Origin of the sequence: Janthinobacterium sp. GMG2 (genome assembly GCF_033949445.1) — a bacterium.
In the GTDB taxonomy this organism is placed as follows: domain Bacteria; phylum Pseudomonadota; class Gammaproteobacteria; order Burkholderiales; family Burkholderiaceae_D; genus Janthinobacterium; species Janthinobacterium aestuarii.
Map to the genome: position 1 here is coordinate 73,007 of NZ_JAXAWA010000005.1, position 23,479 is coordinate 96,485.

A 23,479-nucleotide genomic window follows, 5' to 3' on the forward strand; every position below is an offset into this window, starting at 1 on the left:
CACGCGGGCGCGGTTTTACAGTTGTTCCAGCGCGATCAGTTCGGCCACCGTCTGGCGGCGGCGGATCAGGCGGGATTGCTCCCCATCGACCAGGTATTCGGCCGCATGGGGGCGGCTGTTGTAGTTCGACGACATGGACGCGCCATACGCGCCCGCGCCTTCGAAGACCACGTAGTCGCCCACCTGCGCTGCTGGCAGCAGACGTGTTTCGACCACGCCGCCATCACGCTGGGTAAACACGTCGCCCGATTCGCACAAGGGGCCGCCGACGACGGTGGCGCATGCGGGGCTGGCGTCCAGCGCGCGGCCGTCATGCGCGATCACCGACATTTCATGGTAGCTGCCGTACATGGCGGGGCGCATCAGTTCATTGAAGCCCGTGTCGAGCAGGGTGAAGTGGTTGCCGCCCATTTGCTTGGTGGCGCGCACTTCGGCCACCAGCAAGCCCGCGTCGGCCACGAGGAAGCGGCCCGGTTCGATTTCCAGGTGCACGGGATGGCCCAGGTGCGCCTCGATCTGCTTGCGCGCCGCATCCCACAGCTGGAAGTAGTGGTCCGTGTCGACCGGCTGTTCGCCTTCGCGGTAAGGCACGGACAGGCCGCCGCCCGTGGAAATGGCTTCGATGTCGTGGCCCATGTTCTTGACCAGGTCGACCATGGTGCCGCAGACGGTTTCCAGGTGGCTGTAGTCGACGCCCGAGCCGATGTGCATGTGCAGGCCCACCAGGTGCAGGCCATGCGCGCGGATGACGGCCAGCGCCTCCGGCAGCTCTTCATGCCAGATACCGTGCTTGCTGTTTTCGCCGCCCGTGTTGGTCTTGTTGCTGTGGCCATGGCCATAACCGGGATTGATGCGCAGCCAGACGCGGTGGCCGGGCGACACGGGGCCCAGCTGGCGCAGCATGTCGACGGAGCCGCAATTGACTTCGATTTTTGCCGCCGCCACGCGCGCCAGCGTGGCGCGGTCGAACAGGTCGCAGGTGAACACCACGCCGGCGGCGCCATGCGTTTGCGCCGGCGTAAAGCCTGCCTGCAGCGCGCGTTCGATTTCGCCCAGCGAGACGGCATCCACGTGCACGCCCGCTTCACGCATCAGGGTGAGAAGATGGATGTTCGAATTGGCCTTTTGCGCGAAGCGCACGGTGTCGAACTGCGCCAGTTGGGCGATGCGCGCGCGGATGGTGGCCGCGTCATACACCCACAATGGCGTGCCGTGTTCCTGGGCGAGTTGGGCGAGGGTGGCGTCTGGCACTGGTTTCATGGTGGCTGTCTTTGTCATGTTGTGGGGTGGTGTCGGATTACGCGGGCTTTGCCCGCCAATCCGACCTACGATGCTGGCCATGATGCGGGTTTTTTCGCTAAACATAAAATATCCATTTAAGCTGACCTTATTCATTTATGATATGGACATGACTATCTCCCTGCGCCATATCGAAGTCTTTCGCGCCATCATGACGACGGGCAGCGTGACGGCCGCCGCCGCCATGCTGCACACGTCGCAGCCCACCGTCAGCCGCGAGCTGGCGCGCCTCGAGCATTTGACGGGCTTGACCCTGTTCGAACGCGAGCGGGGGCGGCTGCGTCCGACGGCCCAGGCGCTGCAGCTGTTCGAGGAAGTGCAGCGCGCGTACTTCGGCCTCGAACGCATCGTCAGCACGGCGGCGGCCCTGCGCCAGTTCGACCAGGGGCAGTTGTCGATCGCCTGCCTGCCCGTGTTTTCCCAGTCCTTGCTGCCGCAGGCGTGCAAGCGCTTCGTCGCCGATTTTCCCAAGGTGAGCATCAGCATCACGCCGCAGGAGTCGCCGCTGCTGGAAGAGTGGTTGTCGGCGCAGCGCCACGATATCGGCCTGACGGAAGTGGACAATGCCCCGCCGGGTACGGCGCTCGCCACCCTGATGTCCGTCGATGAAGTGTGCGTGCTGCCCGACGGCCATTCGCTCGCCGGCAAGGCCGTGCTGCAGCCGGCGGACTTCGCGGGCCAGCCTTTCATCAGCCTGGCCGCCGTCGACCCGTATCGCCAGCAGATCGACGCCATCTTCGCGCAGGCCGGCGTGGAGCGGCGCCTGGCGCTCGACACGCACAGCGCCGCTTCCGTCTGCGCGATGGTGCGCGAAGGCGTGGGGCTGGCCATCGTCAATCCGCTCACGGCCCTCGATTATGCTGGGCAGGGCTTGCAGATTCGCCGCTTTGCCGTGTCCTTGCCGTTCACCGTGAATCTGGTCAAGCCTTTGCACCGGCCCTTGTCGCAACTGGTGGCCCTGTTCGAGCAGGCGCTGCATGCGCAGGCGGACGAGGTGAAAAGGCGGCTGCTGGCACTATAAGACAAGCCCCTTGAAGGACCGGGGTCAGACCCTCAGGGGAAATGGGACCCAGTGGGCCCCATTTCGATCACGAAGTGACTGACCCCCGGGGTTTGCCTTAGGGCTTTGCTTAGGTAGTAAAATGGCGTTTTACTTATTCAAGCCTGATTACTTCGATGACCACAACCGCTACTCCCGTCCGTACCCGTTTCGCTCCCAGCCCGACCGGCTATCTGCACCTGGGCGGCGCCCGCACTGCTTTATACAGCTGGGCGTATGCCCGTCACTTCGGCGGCACCTTCGTGCTGCGCATCGAAGACACGGACGTGGAGCGCTCCACGCCGGAAGCCGTGCAAGCCATCATCGAAGGCATGAAGTGGCTGGGCCTGGACCACGACGAAGGCCCGTTCTACCAGATGCAGCGCATGGACCGCTACCGTGAAGTGGTGGCGCAGATGCTGGCCGAAGGCACTGCATACCACTGCTACTCGTCGCCGGAAGAAGTCGAAGCGATGCGCGAACGCATGCGCGCCGCTGGCGAAAAGCCGCGCTACGACGGCACCTGGCGCCCGGAACCGGGCAAGACGCTGCCTGCCATTCCTGCCGACCGCAAGCCCGTCGTGCGCTTCAAGAATCCGCTCGATGGCGATGTGAGCTGGGACGACGTGGTCAAGGGCACGATCACGATCTCGAACCGCGAGCTGGACGACCTGGTGATCGCCCGTCCGGATGGCACGCCGACGTACAACTTCTGCGTGGCCGTCGATGACTGGGACATGCAGATCACCCACGTGATCCGCGGCGACGACCATGTCAATAACACCCCGCGCCAGATCAATATCCTGCGCGCCATCGGCGCACCGCTGCCGCTGTACGGCCACCTGCCGATGATCTTGGGTGCGGATGGCGAAAAGCTGTCGAAGCGCCACGGCGCCGTCAGCGTGATGGATTACCCGGCGCAGGGCTTTCTGCCGGAAGCGATGCTGAACTACCTGGCGCGCCTGGGCTGGAGCCATGGCGACGATGAAGTTTTCTCGACCGAGCAGTTCTGCGAGTGGTTCAACCTGAACCACCTGTCGAAATCGGCGGCCCAGTTCAACAATGAAAAACTGGCCTGGCTGAACAACCACTATATCAAGCAGGCCGACAACAGCCGCCTGGCTGACCTGGCCCGTCCGCAAATGGTCGCTGCCGGCGCCGTCTTCGAAGGCGCGCCGGACCTGGCACAAGTGCTGGGCATGATGAAAGAGCGCGCCAACACGGTTAATGAACTGGCTGCCGCCTCGATGCTGTTCTTCCGCGAGCCGCAGCCGGAAGCGGAACTGGTGGCGCAGCACATCACGGATGCCATCAAGCCCGTGCTGGCGCAATTCGCCGAGCGCATCGCCATGGTGGAGTGGAGCAAGGAAGCCGTCGCCGCCATGATCAAGGAAGTGCTGGCCGCCAATACCATCAAGATGCCGCTGCTGGCCATGCCTTTGCGCTTGATCTTGACGGGCCAGTTGCAGACCCCGGCCATCGACCAGGTAGTGGTGATCTTCGGCCGCGACACCGTGCTGGCGCGCCTGGCAAAGTGGCTGTAATCGCCGCTCTTAAATACGCGTAAAAATACGGTGCGGAAACCGCCCCTATGAAAAGTTGCTCATAGACGAAAAAGGGTATTTGCAGAGTGAAACTTCTTTGCTATACTCTTGTTTCTGCACCAACGGGGGTATAGCTCAGCTGGGAGAGCGCTTGCATGGCATGCAAGAGGTCAGCGGTTCGATCCCGCTTACCTCCACCAGCAGCAAAATCGCAGTCAGGTTTTGTTAGTTGTTGAAGTGGTGCAGATGTTGTTTGGAAGTTCCGCGGTCCCCATCGTCTAGAGGCCTAGGACATCACCCTTTCACGGTGAGTACAGGGGTTCGAATCCCCTTGGGGACGCCAGGTTGTTGTGGTATAGTAGTGGCAGTTGTTTGTACTGATTGTTGTAAGTTCAGGCCCGTAAAAACGGAACCTGGATGGAAAGCAAGTAGTGGAACAAAGTCGCCAAGTGCGGCTTTTATTATTTCTGCGCCCGGGGGTATAGCTCAGCTGGGAGAGCGCTTGCATGGCATGCAAGAGGTCAGCGGTTCGATCCCGCTTACCTCCACCAACAGCGCAGAGGTAAAGAAGTAAATGTAGTGCCGAGGTCCCCATCGTCTAGAGGCCTAGGACATCACCCTTTCACGGTGAGTACAGGGGTTCGAATCCCCTTGGGGACGCCAGTTCAGTCTGGTGTTGTAGTAAAGAAGTAGCAGTGTTTCTGCGCCCGGGGGGTATAGCTCAGCTGGGAGAGCGCTTGCATGGCATGCAAGAGGTCAGCGGTTCGATCCCGCTTACCTCCACCAACAGCGCAGAAACAGGTAGTGAATAAATCAAAGTCGCCTCGAGCGGCTTTTTTATTTTGGCGAAGTATTTCCACCATACCCTCGGGGGAATATGGCGTAGGTCGGATTAGCGCAGCGTAATCCGACAACACCGTCGACCCAAATCAACATCCATATATATCGCACGAGCATCTTCTGCCTCATAGCGGGATCCCTGCAAATAAGATGGAAAATAAAACCCCCGGCAGTTGATTTCGTGAATCACCCCATGCTATACTTCGCGCACGCTTTTTTGAGGGGCTAAGCAAAGCCTTCAACGAAGAGTCCGCTGAGAGTAAAGCCAGCACAGGTCCCCATCGTCTAGAGGCCTAGGACATCACCCTTTCACGGTGAGTACAGGGGTTCGAATCCCCTTGGGGACGCCAGGATTTCGTTGTAAAGTAAGAGTGCAGTGCTGAACGGGCCTGACAAGTCAGGCTTTTTTTGTTTCTGCAATATTGCTGCAGTACCGGGTCAGGATGCAAAGTAGCGCATTCAGGACAGATTTCTGTCCCCATCGTCTAGAGGCCTAGGACATCACCCTTTCACGGTGAGTACAGGGGTTCGAATCCCCTTGGGGACGCCAGATTCGCAAGCAGTAAGACAAGCAACAGGTCGGGATGCAAAGCAGCGCATTCAGGACAGATTTTCTGTCCCCATCGTCTAGAGGCCTAGGACATCACCCTTTCACGGTGAGTACAGGGGTTCGAATCCCCTTGGGGACGCCAGACCGGCTGAATCAGCCAACAACAAAGCCGCCTGGTAACAGTGCGGCTTTTTTGTTATGGGTTGCCATGTCACCTTTTCTCTTCTCCTTTGAATATGCCATTAGCTACCGATCGCGCGCCATCCCTGGCCATTTTCTGCAAAGTCGTCGACAACTACGGCGATATCGGCATTTGCTGGCGCCTCGCGCGGCAGTTGCAGCGCGAGCACGGCGTGGCCGTCACCCTGTGGGTCGACGATCTTGTCAGCTTTCAGCGCATTTGCCCCGCGATCGACGTGGCAGTTGAGGCGCAGCAGGTGTCCGGCGTCACGATACGCCACTGGCGCGGCCAGGATGGCGTGTTTGCGCCCGCCGATATCGCCGATATCGTCATCGAGTTCTTTGCCTGCGACATTCCGCCCGGCTATATCGCCGCCATGGCGCAGTGTTCGCCGCAGCCCGTGTGGCTGAACCTGGAAGGCTTGACGGCCGAAGAGTGGGTCGAGGGCTGCCATGCGCTGACGTCGCCGCGCCACGGCATGATCAAGCATTTCTTCTTCCCCGGCTTCACGGATAAAACGGGTGGCTTGCTGCGCGAAGCGGCGCTCGACGAGCAGCGGCTGGCGTTCCAGGCCGATGCCGCCGCCATGGCGGCATTCCTCGGGCAATTCGGCGTGACGGCGGCGGACATGCGCGCCTTGAAAGTGTCGCTGTTCTGCTATCCATCGGCTCCCGTCGCCGAGCTGTTTGCTGCCTGGCAGGCGGGCAGCGAGCCCATCACGTGCCTGGTGCCGGAAGGCGTCGCGCTCGATGCCGTTCAAGCGTTTATCGGCGACGATGCGGCGGTGCCCGGTGCGGCGCGCACGCGCGGCGCGCTTACCGTGCGCGTGCTGCCTTTCGTGCCGCAAGACGATTACGACCGCCTGCTATGGGCCTGCGACGTGAACCTGGTGCGCGGCGAGGACTCGTTCGTGCGCGCGCAATGGGCCGGTCAGCCGTTTCTCTGGCATATCTATTTGCAGGATGAAAACTTGCATCACGTGAAATTGCGCGCCTTCCTGCAGGGCTATGCGGCGGATGCGGACGGTCCCATCGACAGCCTGGTGCAGGCGGCGCTGGCCTGGAATGGCGCCAGCGCGGACGCCTTGCCGTGGGCGCAGCTGTGGCCTGCATTGCAGGCCGATCTGCCACGCATCCGGGCGCGCGCGCATTCCTGGCAGCGGCAGATGCAGGCTAATGGCGATCTGGCAAGTAACCTGCTGGCGTTCGCTGGCGCGACGAGATAGGCGCTTGCCCAAAATTAAGGTAAAATGCCCGGTTATTTCTAACGTATTTTTAACCGATCAAACGCAAGCTTGCGGCGCTGATGGCGCACAGGCGGCAGATGGTCTTCATGCAACCCACTTTTTACGTACATTCCTATGAAACCCGCAAAAGAAATTCGTGTTGGCAATATCATCATGGTCGACAGCAAGCCAATGATCGTGTTGCGTTCTGATGTCAACGGTTCGAGCCGCACGGGCTTCACCTACAAATGGAAGATGAAAAATCTTCTGACGAACACCCCGATGGAAAACGTGTTCCGCGGCGACGACAAGTTCGACGTTGTTGTTCTGGATAAAAAGCCAGTGACGTATTCGTACTTCGCCGACCCGCTGTTCGTGTTCATGGACACCGAGTACAACCAGTACGAAATCGAAGAAGAAAACCTGGGCGAAGCGCTGAACTACCTGAAAGATGGCATGGAATGCGAAGCCATTTTCTACGACGGCAAAGCTATCTCCGTTGAACTGCCTACGACCATCGCCCGTCAAGTGGTGTACTCGGAGCCAGCGGTCAAGGGCAACACCTCGGGCAACGTCCTGAAAGAAGCCAAGATCGAAAACGCCATCGACGCGCACCGCCACACCGTGCAAGTGCCGCTGTTCGTGGCACAGGACGACGTCATCGAAATCGACACCCGCACCAACGAATACAAGCGTGTCGTACGCAACTGATTTGCTCCAGTACTGGACCATCAAGAAACGCTGCCTTCGGGCGGCGTTTTTTTTGCTTGGAAAATAATTCCTTATCACAACTATTAGCTTGCAAGGACTGCTATGCTATGGCTAGCACATTATTGCGTTAGAAACATTGAGGTTTCCTGGAGATACGATGCAGCGCAGTCAGATGTTACGCAGTGGCGCGTCCCGGAGCGTGCCGCGCTCCGTACTGGCCCGTGCCACGGCGCCGGCCAGTCCCATGGCCCATCTGCTCGACGCCGGCGTCTTGCCGCAACAGCAGATGATGCAGGCAGGCAAACTCAGTTCCCATGCGCTGACGTCGCAGTACCTGGCCCGCATCCGCTCCCTGTGCAGTATCGGCGCGCGCGCCTATCCCGGCATTGAAATCAATCCCGACGCCTTGAAAATCGCCCTGGAAATGGACCGCGAGCGGCAAGTGCACAAGGTGCGCGGCCCCTTGCACGGCATCCCCGTCGTCTTGCGCGACAACATCGCCACGGGCGACCGCATGAAGACGCGCACGCAGGCGCCCCTGGCCACGCATGCCAGCTGCGATTCCTTCGTGGCGGCGCGCTTGCGCGCGGCCGGCGCCGTCATCATCGGCAAAAGCAATTTGCGCCAGTGGGCCGCCGTCAGCGTGCCGCACGCCAGTACCAGCTGGGCCGGGCTCACCATCCTGGCCGTCGACAGCGCGGTGGACGGCTCCATCGTCGCGCCTGCTTCAAACTGCGGCCTGGTTGCCATCAAGCCCACAGGCAGGGCCGCAGGCGGGCAGGGGGGCGAGCCGGCCACTGCCGGACCGATGGCGCCCAGCGTGCGCGAGGCGGCTTGGCTGCTTGCCGCCTTGAGCGGCGAGCGCCTGACCGATGGCGTGGTGTTCGATGCCGCCGGCTTGCGCGGGCGCCGCATCGGCGTGACGCGCAGCCTGTTCGGCCTGTGCGCCGGCACCGATGCCCTGATCGAGCAGGCGCTGAACGTGTTGCGCGAGCAGGGCGCGGAACTGATCGAATTGCCTCCCGCGCCCGGGCCGGGCGGCATCGAAACGCTGCTGCGCTCGCATGGCCTCGATGCGCTGGTGGGGCCGACCTGCCACGGCGTAGCGCAGCCGCAGTCCGACTTGCCGCACATCACGGTGCCTGCCGGCGTGCTCGGGGGCTTGCCGGTCGGCTTGTCCTTCATCGGTCCTGCCCACGGCGAGAAGCCGCTCATTGCGATGGCGTATGCCTACGAGCAGGCGACTTTGCACCGGCGTACGCCCGCACTGCCATCAAGCATCACCCTGGCGCTGCGCCGACCATGATGATTCCTTTCGTTTTCTTTCGATAAACTATGCTTGCAACCTTGCTGCTGAGTGCGGCCGTGGCCGCCACCCCGACTCCTTTCGATGCCGAGCAACTGTCCGGCAGCTGGTCCGACAGCGTGAATACAAATAGTGTGTGCGAAGAAGCGCGCCACTTCACGCGCATGCAGCTGTCAGACGACCATCAGCGGCTGGCGATCTTCAACGACCGCACGTGGAAAAGCAAGCTGGGCGAAACCAACCGCTTTGCCGCGACGGTGGTGGCGGAAACGGAGCGTAGCCTGACGTTACGCTATGACAATGAAACCCGCCTCAATGCCGCCGGCAAGCTGGTGGAATGGCAATTGATCATCGTCGCGCCCGGCGTGTACCGCTGGCGCGAGACGGGCTGGCCCGAAGGCAAGGTCAACGGGGTGGTCGGCATCCGCTGTTCTCCCTGAGGCGCGCGCACAAGCATGCCATTCTGCTATGCTTTCGGCATTATTCGATATTGTTAGGAAATTGCATGTCCGCACGTTTGCTCCTGCCCCTGTTCCTGGGCGCTGCCGTGGCGCTGGCCGCCATGCCGGCGCAGGCCCGTACGCCGAGGCTGTCGCTGATCGAGCAGGCGCAAAGTTGCGACGGCGGCGCTACCTGTCCGTATTTCCCGGATGTCTACAAGGCGGATTACGCCTTTCGCAAGGCTTTTAATGTCGGCTTGAAAAAGGCGGGCCTGAAGCGGCAGCGCTGGGTGCCCGATGGCGTGGCCAGCCCGCTCAAGCCGGTCGAGATCGACGGCAAGGCGCGCCTGCTGAGCAGCGTCTGCGAACCGCACAATTGCGGCCACCGCTATTCGATTTTGTACGACCCGGCCGCGCGCAGCATGACGGGCGTGTACATGGGCAGCGATGGCAAGGGCGGCGTGCGCACCGTCTACTTCGGCGAGCCCAGCATCGCAGAAGCCGAACTGCTGTACAAGAACTGATGCACGCGCCACTGCACATTTCCAGCGAGCGCGACGAACTGGACGTGCCCATGATTCACCGCTACCTGAGTGAGCAGTCGTACTGGAAGCGCGGTGTGGCAATCGACACGGTGCGCAAGGGGATCGCCAACGCGCTGTGTTTCGGCGGCTATGTGGATGGGCAGCAAGTGGCGTTCGCCAGGGTCGTCACCGACTACACGGATTTTGCGTACCTGCGCGACGTGTTTGTGTTGCCGCAATACCAGGGGCGCGGCTATGGCAAGCAGATGGTGGCCGCCGTGCTCGGCGATGCGCGTTTGCGCGATGTCGCCTGGATGCTGGGCACCGACGATGCGCATGGCCTGTATGCTGGCTTTGGTTTTACGCCGCTGGAGGCGCCGCAAAAGTACATGCGGCGCCCGGCGCCAGTAAAATTATCAAAAGAATAGTTGATTCCATAAAAACTATTGATATTGTCGTATCAGATTAATATTGCCTTGATAATGACAATATGTCATTATGCGCGCTCTGCTGCAATTGCGCAGCCGTACTTTGCTGGTGTTTTGCCTTGCCATCGCCATACGGTGAGGGCGAGCTGAATGAGCGGTCTGACTGGTCGTCCCCTGGGTACGTTTTTTCGACAATGTAAAGGAATACATCATGAAACAATATGGCGCCGAATTTCTCGGCACGTTCTGGCTGGTACTGGGCGGTTGCGGCAGCGCCGTGCTGGCCGCGGCCTTCCCTGGCCTCGGCATCGGCTTTGTCGGCGTGGCGCTGGCGTTTGGCCTGACGGTGCTGACCATGGCTTACGCCATCGGCCACATCTCGGGCTGCCACCTGAATCCTGCCGTCTCGATCGGCCTGTGGGCAGGCGGCCGTTTCCCTGCCAATCAACTGTTGCCATACATCATCGCGCAAGTGCTGGGCGCCATCGTGGCTGGCGGCGTGCTGTACGTGATCGCCAGCGGCCAGGCCGGTTTCGATGTGAGCAAGGGCTTTGCCTCGAACGGTTTCGGCGCCCACTCGCCGGGCGGCTATTCGATGCTGTCGGCGCTGGTCATTGAAATCGTGCTGACGATGTTCTTCCTGATCGTCATCCTGGGCGCCACCGACAAGCGCGCACCGGCCGGCTTCGCCCCGCTGCCGATCGGCCTGGCGCTGACCCTGATTCACCTGATCAGCATCCCCGTCACCAATACCTCCGTCAATCCGGCCCGCAGCACGGGCGTGGCCCTGTACGTGGGCGACTGGGCGACGAGCCAGCTGTGGCTGTTCTGGCTGGCACCGATCATCGGCGCATTGCTGGGTGCGCTGGCCTACCGCCTGATTGCTGGCGAAAAAGAGTAGGCCGGCTTGGCCCGCAGGGCGTAAGCCGACAATGCCGGCAACGCAGCTTGTCGGCTTACGCGCGGCCTTGCCACGCTAAGCCGACCTACGCGGCGCCCGTCATTGGCGCCTTGCCCGATGTGCCGACAATGCAGGCAAACGATTTGACGAAAGCAGCCCATGGGCTGCTTTTTTCGTTTACTCGGCCGCGCGCCACTCGCTCAGGTAGTGCTGCGGCGTGCGACCCAGGATGCGGCGGAACATGGCGCTGAAGGCGCTGGGGCTGGCGTAGCCCAGCGCATAGGCGATGGCGGCCACGCCTTCGCCCCGGTCCAGGCGGCAGAAGGCCTCGGCCAGGTGGACTTGCTGCAGCCATTGGCGGTAGTGCAGACCCGTTTCCTTGGGGAATAAACGGATCAGGGTGCGCGCGCTGGCGCCCGCATCCTGCGCCCAGTCCTCGATGCTGCGCCGGCTGCCGGGCGCGTCCATGATGGCCGAGCACACGGCCACCAGGCGGCGGTCGCGCGGCCAGGGGATAGCGAGGGGCACGGTATCGGCCGCCGCCAGTTCCGACAGGATCAGGTGCGCCAGCCAGTCGCCGCGGCCCTCTAGCGCATATTCGACCGGTTCGGCCAGCAAGGCCAGGATCAGTTCGCGCAGCAGCCGGCTCACTTCCAGCACCTTGCAATCGGCGCCATATCGGGCTGCCACCTGTGCGTCGATGTACACGGTACGCATGCTCAGTTCGCTCAAGATGTGGACTTCATGCACGATGCCCACGGGGATCAGCAGGGCGCGCCGCGGCGGCAATATCCACACGCCATGCTCGGTGGACACGCGCATCACGCCTTCCGTCGCATACAGCAGCTGCGCCCGCACGTGGCTGTGCGGCGCCGTATAGTCGCCCGCCGCATATTGCCTGGACATGGCCGTCACGGGGCGCGGCACGTGCTGGTAATCGTGCGAGCTGGTGCTGCGGCTGAACGGCACGCCATCGGGGTGGGTCTGGACGAGGGGTTGGGTGTACATGCTGGTCGTTGGATGCGCTCTTAATTGTCACCTAGTTGTCACTTGGGCGACGATTATTGGAAGTTATCAGTTCAGTGACCATACTATACTGGCTTCTTTGCCGGGCCGCCCGCCGAGCCCGATTATTGCGGATGACACATGCACACAACCACAACTGCTCCAGCATTGGCCAAGTCCGTGCCGGCGGCTCCTTCGCTTCATAGTTCCCAACAACAATCCGGTCTGGCCATGCACATCCTGGGCGCCGTCGCCTTCGTGCATTTGCTCAATGACTTGATCCAGGCATTATTGCCGTCGATTTATCCGATGCTGAAAGCCGAGTTTTCACTCAGTTTTACCCAGGTCGGCCTCATAACCCTGACGTTCCAGTGCACGGCTTCCTTGCTGCAGCCCTGGATCGGCTTGTACACGGACCGCCGTCCGCTGCCATTCCTGCTGCCCGTCGGTATGTGCTTTACCCTGGCCGGCGTGCTGATGCTGTCCGTCGTCTCGACCTTTCCCACCCTGTTGCTCGCCTCGGGCCTGATCGGCGTTGGTTCCTCGACCTTCCACCCGGAAGCGTCGCGCGTGGCGCGCATGGCCTCGGGCGGGCGCTACGGCTTTGCCCAGTCGCTGTTCCAGGTGGGCGGCAATGTCGGTTCCGCGCTGGGTCCGCTGCTGGCGGCCGCCGTCATCGTCAACCGTGGCCACGGCAATATCGCCTGGTTCGGCCTGCTGGCCGTGCTGGCCATCGGCGTGCTGTACAAGGTCAGCCACTGGTACAGCGGCCACCTGGCCAGCTTCAAGCCGAAGGCGGGCGGCCACGGGCCGAACTTGTCGCGCAACAAGGTGATGGGGGCGCTGGGCGTGCTGGCCCTGCTGGTGTTTTCCAAGTACATCTACATGGCCAGCCTGTCGAGCTACTACACGTTCTACCTGATCGACAAATTCCACCTGTCGCTCGGCGATGCCCAGCTGTATTTGTTCCTGTTCCTCGCCGCCGTGGCGGCCGGCACCTTCATGGGCGGCCCCATCGGCGACCGCATCGGCCGCAAGCGCGTGATCTGGATTTCCATCCTGGGCGCCGCGCCATTTACCCTGCTGCTGCCCTACGTCGACCTGTTCTGGACGGCCGTGCTGACGGTGATCATCGGTTTCGTGATTTCATCCGCGTTTTCCGCCATCGTCGTTTTCGCGCAGGAACTGGTGCCGGGCAAGGTGGGCATGATCGCGGGGATTTTCTTTGGCCTGATGTTCGGCGTGTCCGGCATCGCCGCCGCCGCGATGGGCCACCTGGCCGACGTGGAGGGCATCGCCTATGTGTACAAAATCTGCTCCTACCTGCCGCTGCTGGGCATATTGACGGTGCTGCTGCCGCATATCGAACAGGCGAAAAAATAAGCCAGCGCCGCGGGAGGGCTTGACGGCCCGCCCGCGCGCATGCGATATTGTCTCCATGATCTCTTCCATCCTCCCTCCAGTCCTTGCATACCGCGCCGCCGCTGCGCTGTGTCCGTGTACCTGGCTTCGCGAGGATGCGGCCCGGCGCCGTTAAACTTTTTACTCCTCATTCCGATGGCCACAGCGTTGAAAAACCTGTGGCCATTTTCTTTTTCCGCAACGCTTATGAAAGTCCCGCATGACACTTCATTTGTACGACACGTATAGCCGCAGCCTGCGGCCCTTCGAGACCATCGCCCCGGGCGAGGCAGGCCTGTATGCCTGCGGTCCCACCGTCTACGATTACGCGCACATCGGCAACCTGCGCACCTATCTGTTCGTCGACGGCTTGCGCCGCGCGCTCGAATTCAATGGCTTGCAGGTGCGCCACGTGATGAACATCACGGACGTCGGTCATCTGACGTCGGATGCGGACAGCGGCGACGACAAGATCGAGGCGCGCAGCGCCCGCAGCGGCAAGTCCGCCTGGGACATCGCTGCCGAATTTACCCGCGCGTTCGAGGGCGATCTGCGCCAGCTCAATATCCTGCCGCCCACCGTCTGGTGCCGCGCCACGGACCACATCGCGGAGCAGATCGCCTTCATCCTCGACCTGGAAGCGAAGGGCTATACCTACCGCACGGACGACGGCATCTATTTCGACACGACGCGCCAGGACAGCTATGGCAAACTGGCGCGCCTGAACCGCGACGGCCTGCAGGCGGGCAAGCGCGTGGACCTGGGAGATAAACACGACATCTGCGACTTCGCGCTGTGGAAGTTCAGCGGCGTGCCGGGACAGCGGCAAATGGAGTGGGACAGCCCGTGGGGCCTGGGTTTCCCGGGCTGGCATATCGAATGCTCGGCCATGGCGGAAAAGCACCTGGGCGCGTACTTCGACATCCATTGCGGCGGCGAAGACCACGTGGCCGTCCACCACAGTAACGAGATCGCGCAAACGGAGGCGCGCCACGGCACGCGCCTGGCCAACTTCTGGCTGCACGGCGCTTTCCTGAAAACACAGGATGCGAAGATGTCGAAATCGTCGGGCGACTTTTTACGCCTGCAAAGCTTGGTGGAGCAGGGCATCGATCCGCTGGCCTACCGCTACCTGTGCCTGGGCGCCCACTACCGCAGCAGCCTCAATTTCACGGATGAAGCGCTGCGTGCCGCCAGCAGCGGCCTGGCGCGCCTGCGCGTCAGCGTGCATGGCCTTGGCAAAGCACAGGGGGAGGCTGATCCCTCGTGGCTGGCGCGCTTTGCGGCGCAGGTCAACGATGACCTGAACTTTCCGCGTGCATTGGCCGTGGCCTGGGAGCTGCTGAAAAGCAGCCTGCCGGACGCCGTGAAAAAGGCCACCATGGCCCGCTTCGATGCGGCCCTGGGACTCGATCTGCTGGCCTGGCAGCCGGCGCAGGTAGATGTGCCGCAGCCCGTGCAGGCGTGGATGGCGGAACGGGCCATCGCCCGCGCGCAGCGCCAGTGGGCCGAGGCGGACCGCTTGCGCGCACTGGCGCGCGCGGCCGGCTATGACATCGACGATACGCCGCAGGGGCAACAGGCACGGCCTTTGTGAAGATGTCCGGCATAATGGCCGCTTGATGACACTGGAGATGCCGTGAAGCGCCGTTTGCTGCTATTGAGTTGTTGCCTTGCTTTTTCTGCCGCCCGGGCGGCCAGCGAATGCCCGGGCTTTCCCGCGCTGGCCACTTCCAGCGAAACGCTGCTGGCGCAAGTGCGCGCGCTGCCGCCCGTCGGCATCGACCGCGAACGGCAGGCGTGCGCGCCGGCGACCGTCATCGATTTTGCCTACAGCGGCGGGGTGCTGTGCAGTTTTGGCAGTGAAGTGGAGGCGGCGACATCCGCCGTCACGCGCCTGGCCGATGGCGGTGAACTGGTCGAATACCTGTATCTGTTCCCGTATGCGCCGGCCACGCATGCGCGCTTGCTGGCGCTGCTGGCCGCGCGTTTTACACCGGTCGACAGGGCGGCCTGGCCCGCCTTCCTGCAGGGGGCCAGGCCGGGCAAGGAAACCACGGCCCTGTTCACGCATGGCGGCTTTTATATCTCGCTGGGCAAGCCCACCGAAGGCGATCCTGCTGAATGGTATTCGAATGTGATCTTTGAAAAGGTGGACAAGCCTGCGCTGGGCGTGCGCAAGGTGTGCAAGGAAGCTCGCGATGGCTGAAGCGGATGCCTTTCCGGCCGCATTGGCCGGCACTGTGGCGCAGCTGTTGCCTGCGCTGGGCAGTAACCACGCACACCCGCCATTTGCCGTGCGCCAGGATGGCGAGACTTTGCTGATCCCGACGCGCACGTATTACGATAGCGAGCGGCTGCTGGCTTGTACGCGGCTGCCCGGCGACGCGGGCGTGATCGCCCTGTGCCTGGGCGCGCGCCACCATGACGGCCATGTGCGCGAAGCGTGTGCAAGGCAGCTGTTGCTGCAGGAGCGGGCGTGGACGGTGCCGTTCGTCGTGCACCTGTGCGGCGAATACGTGCTGGAGATTATTGAGATAATTGGCGCGGCGCTGCCGGCCTGGAATACGCAGGCGCTGGCGCGCTACCTGCGGGAGAACCCCGCCTATGTGGACACGCTGGAGCGGCGCACGATCAGTTACTGGAGCTGCTACTACCGCGGGCGCCATCCCGCATGGGATAGCTACCCGGGACGCAGGACCATGGCGGCCCTGCGTGCATTGCAGCAGCTTACGCCTCGATAAAGCGCATCTTGAAGCTGCGGCCCTTGATATTGCCGAAGTCGCGGCCCAGGGAGTTACCGGCGTTGAGGCGCTTGAAGGCCGCTTCGGCCACCTTGCGGTCCAGCGCCACGTAGGTCATGAACTCGAACACGTTGATCTTGCCCACCTGCTCCTTGGTGAGGCCAGCGTCGCCCGTCAGCGCGCCCAGCAAGTCGCCCGGGCGCAGCTTGTCCTTCTTGCCGCCCATGATGCACAGGGTGACCATCGGCGCCGGCAGCGCCTCCATGCCGTCATCTTCCGCCAGTTCCTTCAGGTCGTGCCATTCGGCGGCGCTGTTCTGGTATTGCTCGATCAGCTTGACCCATTTTTTCTCGTTCGGCGCGCACAGCGACAGGGCCAGGCCCTTCTTGCTGCCGCGGCCCGTGCGGCCGATGCGGTGGATGTGTACCTCCGTGTCCTTCGACACGTCGACGTTGATCACGGCGCCCAGGTCGGAAATATCGAGGCCGCGCGCGGCCACGTCGGTGGCCACCAGCACGGAGCAGCTGCGGTTGGCGAACAGCACGAGGATTTCATCGCGCTCGCGCTGTTCCAGTTCGCCGTACAGGGCCAGCGCGGAAAAGCCTTGCTGGCGCAGCTCGTCGGCCAGTTCGCGGCAATGCACCTTGGTGTTGCAGAAGGCCAGCGTGGATTCCGGCTTGAAGTGTTTGAGCAGTTTGCCGACGGCGCTATTGCGCTCGTCGAAGCCGATTTCATAGAAGCGCTGCTCGATCTTGTCGTTGTCGTGCTGCGCCTCGACCGTCACTTCCAGCGGATTGACGAGGAACGACGCCGTGGCGCGGCGGATATCTTCCGGGTACGTGGCCGAGAACAGCAGGGTCTGGCGACGCGCCGGGCAGGCGCTGACGATGCCGGCGATTTCTTCGTAAAAGCCCATGTCCGTCATGCGGTCCGCTTCATCGAGCACCAAGGTTTGCACGTGATTCAGGTTGATGGTGCCGCGGCCCAGGTGGTCGCGCAAACGGCCCGGCGTGCCGACGACGATGTGCGCGCCGTGTTCCAGCGAGGCGATTTGCGGGCGCATCGGCGCGCCGCCCGTCAGGGTCAGGATCTTGATGTTGCCGGCCGCGCGGGCCAGGCGGCGCAGCTCATTGGCCACCTGGTCGGCCAGTTCGCGGGTGGGGCACAGCACCAGGCCCTGCACGGCAAACCAGGCCGGATTGAGCTTGTGCAGGATGCCGATGCCGAAGGCGGCCGTCTTGCCGCTGCCCGTTTTCGCCTGGGCGATCAGGTCGCGGCCATCGAGTACCGCCGGCAGGCTTTGCGCCTGGATGGTCGTCATCTCGTGGTAGCCGAGCGAGTCCAGGTTGGCCAGGAAGGCGGGCGTCAGCGGCAGGCTGGAAAAAGAAGTGGTGGCGGATGTGGTGTTCATAAGGGCGGAGCCGGTAAAAAGCGGGTGGATGGGCACAGTCTACAGGCGTTATACGCCCTTGTGCGGATGGTTGTGGAAGCTGGCGGCAAACGGCCGCCGGCGTTGGGGTACTAGTTGTCGGGCGCCCAGATGGGCAAGCCGGTCAGATCGAGGCCGGCGTCGCGCGTCCATACGGGCAAGCCCGTGGCGTCGGTCGGCTCCAGCAACTCGAGCTGCACCTGCTTCAGCGCCACCTTGCGCGCGCGCGTGCGCCGTTGCGGTTCCGGCGCCGGCTCTGGCGCCTCGTGCGCTGGCGGCGGGCCGAAACCGGGCAAGTCGATGGTGGCGTTGTCTTTTTTATCTCTCATTTGCTAACCTCTTTCCCTGGCTTGCGAAAGCCAGGGGGCGGGCAAGGTGCTGCCCGCCTATGTCTATACGCTTTAACTTCATCCACAAAACAAAAGCCCGGCTACTGGAGTCGGGCTCATTGTTGGAACAACCGTCAGGAATACCTGTCCTGCGGATTTAAGTGCGGCACGCAGTGTATCACAGGCGTGCCGCATTGTGGGTGGCTTAGCGGAAGCTCAGAGCGCCCGTCAGGTCGCCCGGCGGCAGCGCGCCGCGCGACGCAAAGGCGTCGTTGCGCACTTTCAGGCCTTCGAGCAGCGGCAGGTCGTGCAGGCGCGTGATCAGGCGCAGGATCGACGTCGTGTCATAAAAACTGTGGTCGACGGCGCCTTTCTTCGCGTACGGCGAGACGACGATGGCGGGAATGCGCGTGCCCGGACCCCAGCGGTCGCCTTTCGGCGGCGCCACGTGGTCCCACCAGCCGCCGTTTTCGTCAAACGTGATCACGACGATCATGTCCTTCCACTGCGGCGATTCCTTCAAATGCTGGATGACGTTGGCCACGTGCTGGTCGCCCGATTCGATATCGGAATAGCCGGCGTGCAGGTTCAGATTGCCCTGCGGCTTGTAGAAGGTCACGGCCGGCAGCTTGCCCGCCACGGCGGCGGCGAGGAATTTGTTCGAGATCGGGCTGTCGCCTGTGCCGCCATCGCGCAGGTGCTCGGCGCGCGCAGCCGTGCCTGGCGCGAACTGCTTGAAGTAGTTCAGCGGCTGGTGGTGGAACTGGAAGTTCGGCTTGCTGCCGCCGCCTTTGTGGTCGAGCGCCGCTTGCCAGCCGCCGCCATACCACGCCCAGCTGACGCCCTTACGTGACAGCAGGTCGCCGATGGTGTCATAGGTTTGCGGCGGCAGGGTGTTCGCGTCGGCCGGGTCGGCATGCAGCGGGTCGCCGTCGAAGGCGGGGCGGATGTAGCTCGGTTGATATGGCGGGGCCATGGTGTTGACGGCATAGCCGTCCGGCGTGATGGCGCCGTCATTGACGTATTTCGGCTTGCCGTCCAGCGCCGAGGCGGGGCAGTCGGGCGAGATCGCCAGGCGCACGCCTTGCGGGCCGTCGGACAGCACGGCGATTTTTTTCTTCGCCGCCGTTTCGGCCGCGTTGAAGTATTCGTTGGCGCGGCCCGTGACGAGGAACTGGTGGTTCATATAGGAGCCGCCGAAGGCCGCCATGAAGAAGTTGTCGCACAGCGTGTATTGCTCGGCGATCTGCCACAGGTTCAGGTTTTTCGACGTTTCGCCGTAGTGGCCCATCACCAGGCCGCCGCTGTCGGCCCACGCGGCAAAGCCGTCGTTCTTGCCGCCGTTGATCTGCATCTGGTTGTTATAGAAGCGGTGTACGAGGTCGCGCGTGATGATGCTCTCGGGCAGGGGTTTGCCGGCCGCGTCGCTCAATTTGTAGGGCGCGTTGGGCAGGCCGGAAATCTGGTCTTCCTTGATCAGGTAATCGGTGCCGCCGATATTTTGCTGGTTCGGCACGAGGCCGCCCCAGATCTTCGGCAGGGTGGCCAGCGGCTTGCCGTCGCGGTCCAGCTGCTGCGCCTGTTCGGCCGTGACGGCGGACAGGGGCGCGCTGGTACCGGGGAAGTTGGCGAACAGGTTGTTGAAGCTGCGGTTTTCCAGGTAGATCACGACCACGTTCTTGACGTGCGCCTTGAGTTTCGCGTCGAGCGAACCCTTGGCGATGGTCTTTTTGGCGAGCGCGGCGTCGGCCAGCGCCGGCAGGCTGGCGGCCAGGCCGACTGCGGAAGCAGCCTGGAAAATGCGCCGGCGCGAGGGATTGGCGGGTTGGTCGGCCGGATCGGCTGGCAGGGCGGGGGCGAGGTCCTTCACACATTCTCCTTGGGTGTCTCTATGGGCACGGGCGTTGGCGGCAATGGCCGGCAACGCCCGTGAAGCGGGAAAATTGTATCACCGGCCCTGCGCCGGTGTGAAATGCTAGAACTGGTAACGCACGCTCAGCGCCACCTTGCGCGCCGGACCATACATGCCCGAGTACCACCAGTCCGACACGGAAGCCGTGTATTTTTTGTCGAACAGGTTGGCCACGTTGACGGTGGCAGACAGCTTGTCGTTGACGTCGTAGCGCGCCATCAGGCTGGCCACCGAGTACGCCTTCTGTTCCCAGTGCAGGGTACTGTTGATCTGCCACGCGTCAATCTCCGAATACACGCGGCTTTGCCAGTTCACGCCGCCGCCGATGGTCAGGCGATTCAGGTCGCCGGGCAGGCGGTAGGTGGTCCACAGTTTCACCAGGTGGCGCGGGAAGGTGGTCAGGATAGCCTTGCCGGCATTGTTTTCCGTCTGGCTGTACGACCACGATGCCGAAATATTCCAGTCCGGCGTGATGGCGCCCGTCGCTTCAACGTCCACGCCCTGGGTCTTGGCGCCCTTGATGGCGCGGTTGGCAGGATTGTTCGTGCCAGGCACGGTGTAGCCAGGGTCCGATTCGGACAGATTGCTCTGGCGGATCTGGTACAGCGCGGCAGAGGTGTTCAGGCGGCCATCGAACCAGCCGCTCTTGATGCCCGCTTCAAAGGTCTTGCCCTCGCGCGGCGCCAGCAGCTTGCCGTAGCGGTCTTGCGATGCTTGCGGCTGGTAGATGGTGGAGTAGCTGGCGTAGGCGCTGTGCGTGCCGTCGATATCGAATACGAGGCCGCCATACGGCGTGAAGACACGGCTCTCCGAGGCGGGGGACGCGCTGTAAAAATTCACGGACGGCGCGTCCGAGATGTAGTTCTCGCTGTAGCGCAGCACCTTGGCGCCAGCGATCAGCTTCAGGCGTTCGGAGAGGTTGAAGCGGCTGGCCGCGTAGGCGCTGGCCTGGCGGCGCGTGCTGTCGTAGATGACGGTGGTGCCGCCAAACACGGGCGTTGCCGTGCGATTCCAGCTGTACAGGTTGACGGGCGTGTTTTCGACGCCCCTGTCGAAACGACCATCGGTCGTGCTTTGAAATTCGCTGTAGTCCATGCCCAGCACCAGCTCGTGCTGGCGGCCGAATGCGCTGAACGGCCCGCGCACATTGACGTCCACGCTGTTGACCTGAAGCTGGTAGTCGCGGAAGTCGGCGTTCAAGCTCAGGCCATCGCCCGTGGCCTGGTCGGGAAAGCCGCCACTCACGCTCAGGTAGACGGCGCGTTCTTCCTGCGACGATTGCACGCGGTTGGCCGAGATTTTCAGCTTCCAGTCGTTGGCCAGCGCGTGCTCCACGGTGGCGAAGAGGTCGGTCGAATTGGTATCGAAGCGGTTCGACTTGGCGGCCGGGCTGAAAGAGCGTGGCAGGTCCGTCATGACGCCATTGCTGTAGAACAGGGGGAAGCCCAGGTAGGACAAGGATCCGTTCGAGCGCTTGCGCTGGTGCGTGACGCCGGCCGTCAGCTTCGTGTCGCGTGACAGATCCGCTTCGACCACGCCGTAGACCACTTTCTTGTTGCGGCTGTAGCCGTCGATGATGCTGTCGCCTTCTTCGTACACCGTCACCAGGCGGCCGCGCACGGTGCCAGTCTCGTTCAGCGGACCCGAGACGTCGGCCATGGCGCGCCGCTCATCGTAGGAAGCCAGCTCGCCCTCGACGGAGGCCTGGAACTGCGCCGTCGGCTTCTTGCGCACCATGTTGATGGCGCCCGACGCGTCGCCCGCGCCCGTCATCAGGCCCGAGGCGCCGCGCAGCACTTCGATGCGGTCGTACAGCGCCATGTCGGCCAGGCTTTGCGACGGTATCGCATTGAGGCCCAGGTTTTCCGAATGCGTGCTGACGCCATCGAGCTGGTAATTGGTGATCGAATAGCCGCGCGAAGTAAAGCCCGTGCGTTCGCTGCCCAGCGAGAACAGCGTGATGCCCGGCGTCTGCGCCATCACTTGCGCGATCGTGTTCAAGCCCTGGTCCTGCATGCGCTGCTGCGTGATGACGCTGACCGACTGCGGCGTTTCCCTGACCGACAGGCCCAGCGGCGTGGCCGTGGCGATCGGCAGGGTGGAGACATACGCGCCCGAGCCTTCCGTCGCATCCTGCTGCGCTTTGACTGATACTTCCGGCATCATGGCCATCGCTTCGCCGCCTGCCGCCGCATCGGCCGGGCGCAGCACATAGCTGCCGTTGGCGCTGCGCTCGGCCTTCAGGCCCGTGCCGCGCAGCACGCCGTTCAGTGCGGCCAGCACGTCGTGGCGGCCGCTCAAGCCGGCCGAGGTCTTGCCGCGCGTCTGCTCCGGCGTGAAACTGAGGATGACACGCGACTGGCTGGCGACCTGGCGCAGCGCCGTGGCCAGGTCGCCGGCCGGCACTTGGAAGTCGAGGCTGGCCGCAGCGGCGGCCGCGCTTTCCTGCGCCAGGGCTGGCGTCTGGACGTTCAGCAGCAGGGCCGAACCGATGAAGACGAGCTCGATGGCATACGCCATGGGTTTGATACGCGGCTTGGAATGAATGGCAGGAGACATGGTTACCTTGTGGTGTAGTCGTCAAAAAGAACGTTGCCTACACAGGTCACGCGAGAATCGGAAGCGGGTACTTTTTTTTGCGCCAGCGTCAAAATATATTTTCAGCGCAGCTGGCGCGCCTCGACCTGCACCCAGTAGCGCGTGCGCAGGCGCACGTCCACGGGCAGGGAGTCGGGCAGCGACAGCAGCACGGCATCCAGGTCGGCCAGCGGGAAGACGCCGGAGATGCGCAGGCCGGCGACGGCGTCGTCACAGCTCAGCAAGCCGTGGCGGTAGCGGCTCAGTTCATGCAGGAAGTCGCGCAGCGGCATGGCGTCGGCCAGCAGCAAACCCTGGCGCCAGGCCCAGACATCGGGCGAGACGGCGTGCGCGGGCAAGGTATTCTGCGCCGTCATGCCGCCGCCCTGGCCCGCGCGGAGCACCGGGCTGGCGTTGCCATGGCGCGGCATCAGCCGTACGGCGCCTTCCTCGACGGCGACCAGGGTGCTGCCGTTCGCCTGGCGCACCGAGTAGCGCGTGCCCAGCGCCTGCGCGTGGCCTTGCGCCGTTTCGACGAGGAAGGGGCGGTAGGGCATGCCCGTTTCGCGGGCCGTGGCGATGAACACTTCGCCCTGCACCAGTTGCAGCAGGCGCTGCGTGCCCGTGTAGCGGATGTTGACGGCGCTGCCGCTGTTCAGGTGCAAACGGCTGCCGTCGGGCAGGGTCAGCTCGCGGCGTTCGCCCACGTCGGTAGACAGGTCGGCCAGCGCGGCGCGGGCCATGTCGGGCGCATATTCCGAGCGCGCGCCGAACCAGCCCGTGAGGCCGATGGCCGATACCCACGCCAGCAACTGCAGGCTGCGGCGGCGCGAGATGGTCGAGGCAGGGCGGGAGCGCTGTGTCAACGCCGTGCGGCTGGCCTGTGCATCGAGTTCGCGCAAGCCGCCGCTGACGCTTTCGATGTGTTTCCACGCCCGTTCATGGTCGGGGTGCGCCTGGCGCCACTGCTGCCAGGCCGTTTTTTCTGCCGGCGTCGTTTCGCCGCTCATCAGGGTGGCCAGCCATTCGGCTGCCTGCATGGCGATGGCCAGGTCGATGGGCTGGCCCTGTGCGTAGACGGTGGCGCCGCGCAT

20 protein-coding genes and 8 tRNA genes are annotated in these 23,479 nt (G+C 63.1%); 21 read left to right on the plus strand and 7 right to left on the minus strand.

What is annotated here, in order from left to right; all coding sequences use genetic code 11:
• Positions 1-15 precede the first annotated feature (15 nt).
• The gene (gene lysA / locus SKZ59_RS18800; RefSeq protein WP_034758299.1) at positions 16-1,260 is read right to left on the minus strand and encodes a diaminopimelate decarboxylase; all 1,245 of its coding nucleotides are present in this window, start codon (positions 1,258-1,260) and stop codon (positions 16-18) included.
• A gap of 148 nt (positions 1,261-1,408) precedes the next feature.
• Between lysA and SKZ59_RS18805 the strand changes: the two genes are divergently transcribed.
• From SKZ59_RS18805 to aqpZ, 17 genes are all read left to right on the plus strand, one after another.
• Positions 1,409-2,320: a LysR family transcriptional regulator gene (locus SKZ59_RS18805; RefSeq protein ID WP_319992611.1), complete on the plus strand. Its 912-nt coding sequence runs from the start codon at positions 1,409-1,411 to the stop codon at positions 2,318-2,320.
• A 155-nt stretch (positions 2,321-2,475) separates the two neighbouring features.
• Positions 2,476-3,882: a glutamate--tRNA ligase gene (gene gltX, locus SKZ59_RS18810; RefSeq protein ID WP_319992612.1), complete on the plus strand. Its 1,407-nt coding sequence runs from the start codon at positions 2,476-2,478 to the stop codon at positions 3,880-3,882.
• A 124-nt stretch (positions 3,883-4,006) separates the two neighbouring features.
• Positions 4,007-4,082: transfer RNA gene (locus SKZ59_RS18815), tRNA-Ala, on the plus strand.
• A 67-nt stretch (positions 4,083-4,149) separates the two neighbouring features.
• Positions 4,150-4,225, plus strand: a tRNA-Glu gene (locus SKZ59_RS18820).
• Positions 4,226-4,357: 132 nt separating this feature from the next.
• A tRNA-Ala gene (locus SKZ59_RS18825) sits at positions 4,358-4,433 on the plus strand.
• A gap of 36 nt (positions 4,434-4,469) precedes the next feature.
• Positions 4,470-4,545: transfer RNA gene (locus SKZ59_RS18830), tRNA-Glu, on the plus strand.
• Between the two features lie 47 nt (positions 4,546-4,592).
• A tRNA-Ala gene (locus SKZ59_RS18835) sits at positions 4,593-4,668 on the plus strand.
• A 328-nt stretch (positions 4,669-4,996) separates the two neighbouring features.
• Positions 4,997-5,072, plus strand: a tRNA-Glu gene (locus SKZ59_RS18840).
• Positions 5,073-5,196: 124 nt separating this feature from the next.
• A tRNA-Glu gene (locus SKZ59_RS18845) sits at positions 5,197-5,272 on the plus strand.
• A gap of 66 nt (positions 5,273-5,338) precedes the next feature.
• Positions 5,339-5,414, plus strand: a tRNA-Glu gene (locus SKZ59_RS18850).
• Between the two features lie 94 nt (positions 5,415-5,508).
• Positions 5,509-6,678, plus strand: coding sequence for an elongation factor P maturation arginine rhamnosyltransferase EarP (gene earP, locus SKZ59_RS18855; protein WP_319992613.1), 1,170 nt, complete (start codon positions 5,509-5,511; stop codon positions 6,676-6,678).
• 135 nt (positions 6,679-6,813) lie between these two features.
• The gene (locus SKZ59_RS18860) at positions 6,814-7,389 is read left to right on the plus strand and encodes an elongation factor P (RefSeq protein WP_034758247.1); all 576 of its coding nucleotides are present in this window, start codon (positions 6,814-6,816) and stop codon (positions 7,387-7,389) included.
• A gap of 199 nt (positions 7,390-7,588) precedes the next feature.
• The gene (locus SKZ59_RS18865; protein WP_319992614.1) at positions 7,589-8,695 is read left to right on the plus strand and encodes an amidase family protein; all 1,107 of its coding nucleotides are present in this window, start codon (positions 7,589-7,591) and stop codon (positions 8,693-8,695) included.
• Positions 8,696-8,724: 29 nt separating this feature from the next.
• A complete protein-coding gene (locus SKZ59_RS18870; RefSeq protein ID WP_139143284.1) occupies positions 8,725-9,135 on the plus strand; it encodes a hypothetical protein in 411 nt (136 codons plus the stop codon).
• Positions 9,136-9,200: 65 nt separating this feature from the next.
• The gene (locus SKZ59_RS18875; RefSeq protein WP_319992615.1) at positions 9,201-9,659 is read left to right on the plus strand and encodes an Ivy family c-type lysozyme inhibitor; all 459 of its coding nucleotides are present in this window, start codon (positions 9,201-9,203) and stop codon (positions 9,657-9,659) included.
• Positions 9,659-10,087, plus strand: a complete 429-nt coding sequence (locus tag SKZ59_RS18880; protein WP_319992616.1) for a GNAT family N-acetyltransferase — start codon at positions 9,659-9,661, stop codon at positions 10,085-10,087. Before SKZ59_RS18875 ends, SKZ59_RS18880 begins: the two co-directional genes overlap by 1 nt.
• 211 nt (positions 10,088-10,298) lie before the next feature.
• On the plus strand, positions 10,299-10,988 hold the full coding sequence (gene aqpZ / locus SKZ59_RS18885) for an aquaporin Z (protein ID WP_058048505.1): 690 nt from the start codon (positions 10,299-10,301) through the stop codon (positions 10,986-10,988).
• Positions 10,989-11,165: 177 nt separating this feature from the next.
• On the opposite strand, the gene SKZ59_RS18890 is transcribed toward aqpZ, so the two are convergent.
• The gene (locus SKZ59_RS18890; RefSeq protein WP_072454776.1) at positions 11,166-11,996 is read right to left on the minus strand and encodes an AraC family transcriptional regulator; all 831 of its coding nucleotides are present in this window, start codon (positions 11,994-11,996) and stop codon (positions 11,166-11,168) included.
• A gap of 228 nt (positions 11,997-12,224) precedes the next feature.
• Between SKZ59_RS18890 and SKZ59_RS18895 the strand changes: the two genes are divergently transcribed.
• The 4 genes from SKZ59_RS18895 (at position 12,225) to SKZ59_RS18910 (ending at position 16,138) form a co-directional block, all read left to right on the plus strand.
• On the plus strand, positions 12,225-13,376 hold the full coding sequence (locus SKZ59_RS18895; RefSeq protein ID WP_319992617.1) for an MFS transporter: 1,152 nt from the start codon (positions 12,225-12,227) through the stop codon (positions 13,374-13,376).
• Between the two features lie 238 nt (positions 13,377-13,614).
• Positions 13,615-14,991 (plus strand): cysteine--tRNA ligase, encoded by a 1,377-nt coding sequence (gene cysS / locus SKZ59_RS18900; RefSeq protein WP_319992618.1) that lies wholly within the window; start codon positions 13,615-13,617, stop codon positions 14,989-14,991.
• A 42-nt stretch (positions 14,992-15,033) separates the two neighbouring features.
• Positions 15,034-15,603: a hypothetical protein gene (locus SKZ59_RS18905; RefSeq protein ID WP_319992619.1), complete on the plus strand. Its 570-nt coding sequence runs from the start codon at positions 15,034-15,036 to the stop codon at positions 15,601-15,603.
• The gene (locus tag SKZ59_RS18910; protein ID WP_319992620.1) at positions 15,596-16,138 is read left to right on the plus strand and encodes a hypothetical protein; all 543 of its coding nucleotides are present in this window, start codon (positions 15,596-15,598) and stop codon (positions 16,136-16,138) included. The genes SKZ59_RS18905 and SKZ59_RS18910 overlap by 8 nt, the downstream gene beginning before the upstream one ends.
• Here SKZ59_RS18910 and dbpA read toward each other — a convergent pair.
• The 5 genes from dbpA to SKZ59_RS18935 form a co-directional block, all read right to left on the minus strand.
• On the minus strand, positions 16,125-17,549 hold the full coding sequence (gene dbpA / locus SKZ59_RS18915) for an ATP-dependent RNA helicase DbpA (protein ID WP_034758226.1): 1,425 nt from the start codon (positions 17,547-17,549) through the stop codon (positions 16,125-16,127). The genes SKZ59_RS18910 and dbpA overlap by 14 nt on opposite strands.
• A 110-nt stretch (positions 17,550-17,659) precedes the next feature.
• The gene (locus tag SKZ59_RS18920; protein WP_034758223.1) at positions 17,660-17,896 is read right to left on the minus strand and encodes a hypothetical protein; all 237 of its coding nucleotides are present in this window, start codon (positions 17,894-17,896) and stop codon (positions 17,660-17,662) included.
• 205 nt (positions 17,897-18,101) lie between these two features.
• A complete protein-coding gene (locus SKZ59_RS18925) occupies positions 18,102-19,766 on the minus strand; it encodes an acid phosphatase (RefSeq protein WP_319992621.1) in 1,665 nt (554 codons plus the stop codon).
• 105 nt (positions 19,767-19,871) lie between these two features.
• Entirely contained in the window at positions 19,872-22,367 is a 2,496-nt protein-coding gene (locus SKZ59_RS18930) for a TonB-dependent siderophore receptor (RefSeq protein ID WP_319992622.1), read from the minus strand.
• 101 nt (positions 22,368-22,468) lie between these two features.
• Positions 22,469-23,479, minus strand: coding sequence for a FecR domain-containing protein (locus SKZ59_RS18935; protein WP_319992623.1), 1,011 nt, complete (start codon positions 23,477-23,479; stop codon positions 22,469-22,471).

Coding starts and splice junctions, on each gene's coding strand:
- SKZ59_RS18930 (WP_319992622.1), bottom strand. CDS start 22,367: ATGTCTCCTGCCATTCATTCCAAGCCGCGTATCAAACCCATGGCGTAT.
- aqpZ (WP_058048505.1), top strand. CDS start 10,299: ATGAAACAATATGGCGCCGAATTTCTCGGCACGTTCTGGCTGGTACTG.
- SKZ59_RS18875 (WP_319992615.1), top strand. CDS start 9,201: ATGTCCGCACGTTTGCTCCTGCCCCTGTTCCTGGGCGCTGCCGTGGCG.
- SKZ59_RS18895 (WP_319992617.1), top strand. CDS start 12,225: ATGCACATCCTGGGCGCCGTCGCCTTCGTGCATTTGCTCAATGACTTG.
- cysS (WP_319992618.1), top strand. CDS start 13,615: ATGACACTTCATTTGTACGACACGTATAGCCGCAGCCTGCGGCCCTTC.
- lysA (WP_034758299.1), bottom strand. CDS start 1,260: ATGAAACCAGTGCCAGACGCCACCCTCGCCCAACTCGCCCAGGAACAC.
- gltX (WP_319992612.1), top strand. CDS start 2,476: ATGACCACAACCGCTACTCCCGTCCGTACCCGTTTCGCTCCCAGCCCG.
- SKZ59_RS18805 (WP_319992611.1), top strand. CDS start 1,409: ATGACTATCTCCCTGCGCCATATCGAAGTCTTTCGCGCCATCATGACG.
- SKZ59_RS18920 (WP_034758223.1), bottom strand. CDS start 17,896: ATGAGAGATAAAAAAGACAACGCCACCATCGACTTGCCCGGTTTCGGC.
- dbpA (WP_034758226.1), bottom strand. CDS start 17,549: ATGAACACCACATCCGCCACCACTTCTTTTTCCAGCCTGCCGCTGACG.
- SKZ59_RS18870 (WP_139143284.1), top strand. CDS start 8,725: ATGCTTGCAACCTTGCTGCTGAGTGCGGCCGTGGCCGCCACCCCGACT.
- SKZ59_RS18910 (WP_319992620.1), top strand. CDS start 15,596: ATGGCTGAAGCGGATGCCTTTCCGGCCGCATTGGCCGGCACTGTGGCG.
- earP (WP_319992613.1), top strand. CDS start 5,509: ATGCCATTAGCTACCGATCGCGCGCCATCCCTGGCCATTTTCTGCAAA.
- SKZ59_RS18935 (WP_319992623.1), bottom strand. CDS start 23,479: ATGCGCGGCGCCACCGTCTACGCACAGGGCCAGCCCATCGACCTGGCC.
- SKZ59_RS18860 (WP_034758247.1), top strand. CDS start 6,814: ATGAAACCCGCAAAAGAAATTCGTGTTGGCAATATCATCATGGTCGAC.
- SKZ59_RS18880 (WP_319992616.1), top strand. CDS start 9,659: ATGCACGCGCCACTGCACATTTCCAGCGAGCGCGACGAACTGGACGTG.
- SKZ59_RS18890 (WP_072454776.1), bottom strand. CDS start 11,996: ATGTACACCCAACCCCTCGTCCAGACCCACCCCGATGGCGTGCCGTTC.